Annotated in this window: 5 protein-coding genes; all 5 read left to right on the top strand. The window is 66.5% G+C overall.

Annotated features, from left to right (window positions below; translation table 11 throughout):
- Positions 1-416, top strand: a 416-nt coding sequence (locus tag WAN02_RS29340; RefSeq protein WP_422268899.1) for a TIGR02234 family membrane protein, incomplete at its 5' end; no start/stop codon positions are given.
- Between the two features lie 80 nt (positions 417-496).
- Positions 497-1,315 carry an indole-3-glycerol phosphate synthase TrpC gene (gene trpC, locus WAN02_RS29335; protein ID WP_422268898.1) on the top strand — a complete coding sequence of 273 codons (819 nt, stop codon included), beginning with the start codon at positions 497-499 and terminating at the stop codon, positions 1,313-1,315.
- Positions 1,316-1,357: 42 nt separating this feature from the next.
- Positions 1,358-2,632 (top strand): tryptophan synthase subunit beta, encoded by a 1,275-nt coding sequence (trpB, locus tag WAN02_RS29330; protein WP_422268900.1) that lies wholly within the window; start codon positions 1,358-1,360, stop codon positions 2,630-2,632.
- The gene (trpA, locus tag WAN02_RS29325) at positions 2,629-3,441 is read left to right on the top strand and encodes a tryptophan synthase subunit alpha (protein ID WP_422268897.1); all 813 of its coding nucleotides are present in this window, start codon (positions 2,629-2,631) and stop codon (positions 3,439-3,441) included. Before trpB ends, trpA begins: the two co-directional genes overlap by 4 nt.
- Positions 3,438-3,677, top strand: a 240-nt coding sequence (locus tag WAN02_RS29320) for a prolipoprotein diacylglyceryl transferase family protein (RefSeq protein ID WP_422268896.1), incomplete at its 3' end; no start/stop codon positions are given. The genes trpA and WAN02_RS29320, both read left to right, overlap by 4 nt.

Raw genomic sequence — 3,677 nt, 5'->3', positions numbered from 1 at the left:
GTTGGGCGTTGCGGGTGCTCGCGGTGCTGGTGGCCCTCGCCAGCCTGGCGGCGGGATACCTGGCGGTCAGCACGCTGGAGATCCCCGACGTCGCGGTGCGTGCGGCCGAACTCGCGCGGGTGCCGCTCGTCGAGCTGGTGGGCAGCAAGCGGTATTACCCGGGTCCGTTGATCACCTTGGTGACCGCCGCCTGCACGCTGATCGGCGCGGTGCTGTTGATGCGTGCGGCGACGTCGGCCCGCGGCACCGCCGCGAAATACCTGACGCCCGCCGCCCGCCGGTCGGCGGCAACGCGCGATGACGGACCCATGTCAGAGCGGATGATCTGGGACGAGCTGGACGAGGGTCGCGACCCGACCGAGTCGTCGTCGCCGGACGACAATCCACCGGCTGAACCTGACACCGAGGGTCGGTGACGAACCGTGTGCCGGCGCTCGCTACCCTTCGAAGGACGCCGACGACAGTTTCGCGGCGCCCGGGGAGAGGAACCGAAGCCATGAGTTCGGCAAGCGTGCTCGACTCCATTATCGAGGGAGTCCGTGCCGACGTTGCCACTCGTGAGGCTGTCGTGAGCATGGCCGAGATCAAGGCGGCGGCCGAAGCTGCGCCGGCGCCACGCGATGTGTTGGCAGCGTTGCGCGAGTCCGGCATCGGAGTCATCGCCGAGGTCAAGCGGGCCAGCCCGTCGGCCGGAGAGCTCGCATCGATCTCCGATCCGGCTGCACTGGCGTGCCAATACGAGGACGGCGGCGCGCGGATCATCAGCGTGCTGACCGAAGAGCGCCGCTTTCATGGCAGCCTGGACGATCTGGACGCGGTGCGTGCGGCCGTGTCGATACCGGTACTGCGCAAAGACTTTGTGGTGGGGCCCTACCAGATTCACGAGGCCCGCGCGCACGGCGCGGACATGCTGCTGCTGATCGTCGCGGCGCTGGACCAGCCGGCGCTGGAATCGATGCTGGAGCGCACCGAATCGCTGGGTATGACAGCACTTGTCGAGGTTCACACTGAAGAGGAAGCCGACCGGGCGTTGCAGGCCGGAGCCCGGGTCATTGGTGTGAACGCCCGCGACTTGAGGACGCTGAGGGTCGATCGCGACTGCTTCGCGCGCATTGCTCCCGGGCTACCGTCCGACGTGATCCGTGTCGCCGAGTCCGGTGTCCGAGGCAGGGCTGACCTGCTGGCCTACGCCGGCGCAGGCGCCGATGCGGTGCTGGTCGGCGAAGGTTTGGTCACCAGCGGCGATCCGCGCGCTGCCGTCGCTGACCTGGTCACCGCCGGTAAGCATCCGTCCTGCCCCAAGCCGTCACGCTAGCCCGGCGAACCCAATGAGCCGCTTGCACGTTGAGCGTTCATGATGGCAGAAATCTTGCGCCCCGAACTTCCGCGGTCTAGCGCCGCGATCGCTGAACCCACTCAGCACGATCCAGACTCCCGTGGTCATTTCGGCGCTTACGGGGGCCGGCTTGTCGCCGAGGCACTGATGGCCGTGATCGAGGAAGTCACTGCGGCCTACGAGAAGGCGCGCACCGACCAGGCCTACCTCGACGAACTCGACAGGTTACAGACGCACTACACCGGCCGGCCGTCGCCGTTGTACGAGGCTGCCCGCCTCAGCGAACAAGCCGGTGGCGCAAGAATCTTCCTCAAGCGAGAAGATTTGAACCACACCGGTTCTCACAAGATCAACAACGTGCTGGGTCAGGCCTTGCTGGCTCGCCAGATGGGCAAGACACGAGTGATCGCCGAGACCGGCGCCGGCCAGCACGGGGTAGCCACCGCGACGGCGTGCGCGCTGCTCGGTTTGGATTGCGTCATCTACATGGGTGCCGTCGACACCGAGCGGCAAGCGCTCAACGTTGCCCGGATGCGACTGCTGGGCGCGGAGGTGGTGTCGGTCGAATCGGGTTCGAAAACTCTCAAGGATGCGATCAACGAGGCGTTCCGCGACTGGGTCACCAACGCCGACGACACCTACTACTGCTTCGGCACCGCAGCAGGACCACATCCCTTCCCGACGATGGTCCGCGACTTCCAACGGGTCATCGGACTGGAGACGCGCGTGCAGATCCAGGATCAGGCCGGCCGACTGCCCGACGCAGTCACCGCATGCGTCGGCGGGGGATCCAACGCGATCGGCATATTCCACGCGTTCCTCGACGACCCCGGTGTCCGGCTGGTCGGCTTCGAGGCGGCCGGCGACGGCGTCGAAACCGGCCGTCACGCCGCGACATTCACCGGCGGATCGCCCGGTGCTTTTCAGGGATCGTTCTCGTTTCTGCTGCAGGACGAGGACGGGCAGACGATCGAATCGCATTCGATCTCGGCCGGCCTGGACTATCCCGGTGTGGGTCCGGAGCATGCGTGGTTGCGGGATAAGGGACGGGCCGAATACCGCCCGATCACCGACACCGAGGCGATGGACGCGTTCCGTCTGCTGTGCCGGACGGAAGGAATCATTCCGGCGATCGAATCGGCGCATGCGGTGGCAGGTGCGATCAAACTGGGTGTCGAGATGGGCAGCGGGGCAGTCATCGTGGTGAACCTGTCAGGCCGCGGCGACAAAGATGTCGAGACAGCCGCGAAGTGGTTCGGCCTGCTCGACGACAAAGCGGACAGCGAGCGCTCATGACCGTCGAGCAGAGCGAGAAGAGCGGCCTGGCAGCGCTTTTCAGTGCATGCCATCGGGAAGATCGTGCCGCGCTGATCGGATATCTGCCGACCGGGTACCCCGATGTCCCAGCGTCGATCGATGCGATGAAGGCGTTGACCGAATCCGGTTGCGACCTCATCGAGGTCGGTGTGCCGTATTCCGATCCGGGTATGGACGGCCCGACGATCGCGAACGCGACGGAGGTCGCGCTGCGTGGGGGAGTCCGGGTCCGCGACACGTTGACCGCCGTCGAGGCGATCAGCGGGGCCGGTGGCCGCGCGGTGGTCATGACGTATTGGAACCCGGTGCTGCGCTACGGAGTTGACGCCTTCGCGCGTGACCTGGCCGCAGCGGGTGGGTCCGGTCTGATCACTCCCGATCTGATTCCCGAAGAAGCCGACGAGTGGTTGGCGGCGTCGGACCAACACCGGTTGGGCCGCATCTTCCTGGTCGCGCCGTCGTCGACTCCACAGCGCCTGGCTACCACGGTGGGGGCATCGCGTGGTTTCGTCTACGCCGCATCGACGATGGGTGTGACCGGCGCCCGTGATGCGGTGTCGAACGCAGCGCCGGAATTGGTGGCCAGGGTCAAAGAGGTTTCCGATATTCCCGTCGGAGTCGGGCTGGGCGTTCGGTCGCGAGAGCAGGCGGCCCAGATCGCCGGCTACGCGGATGGTGTCATCGTGGGTTCGGCACTGGTCTCTGCGCTCACCGACGGGCTGTCGACGATGCGTGCGTTGACCGAAGAACTCGCCGCCGGTGTGCGCCAGAGGAATTCCACGTCATGACGACGAAGGTCATCGCGTATTTCCCGAGCCCGCCGCAGGGGGTGTGGCACCTCGGGCCGATCCCGCTGAGGGCCTACGCCTTGTTCATCATCATCGGGATCATCGCCGCGCTACTGATCGGCGACCGACGCTGGGAGGCGCGCGGCGGCGAGCGCGGGGTGATATACGACATCGCACTGTGGGCCGTGCCGTTCGGTCTCATCGGTGGGCGCCTGTACCACTTGGCGACGGACTGG

Origin of the sequence: Mycobacterium sp., from assembly GCF_049281135.1 — a bacterium.
Lineage (GTDB): Bacteria > Actinomycetota > Actinomycetes > Mycobacteriales > Mycobacteriaceae > Mycobacterium.
This window is presented reverse-complemented; position numbering and strand designations above follow the sequence as displayed.

What these genes read in the sequence shown, in the direction of transcription:
- trpC (WP_422268898.1), top strand. Translation starts at nt 497, where the DNA reads ATGAGTTCGGCAAGCGTGCTCGACTCCATTATCGAGGGAGTCCGTGCC.
- trpB (WP_422268900.1), top strand. Translation starts at nt 1,358, where the DNA reads ATGGCAGAAATCTTGCGCCCCGAACTTCCGCGGTCTAGCGCCGCGATC.
- trpA (WP_422268897.1), top strand. Translation starts at nt 2,629, where the DNA reads ATGACCGTCGAGCAGAGCGAGAAGAGCGGCCTGGCAGCGCTTTTCAGT.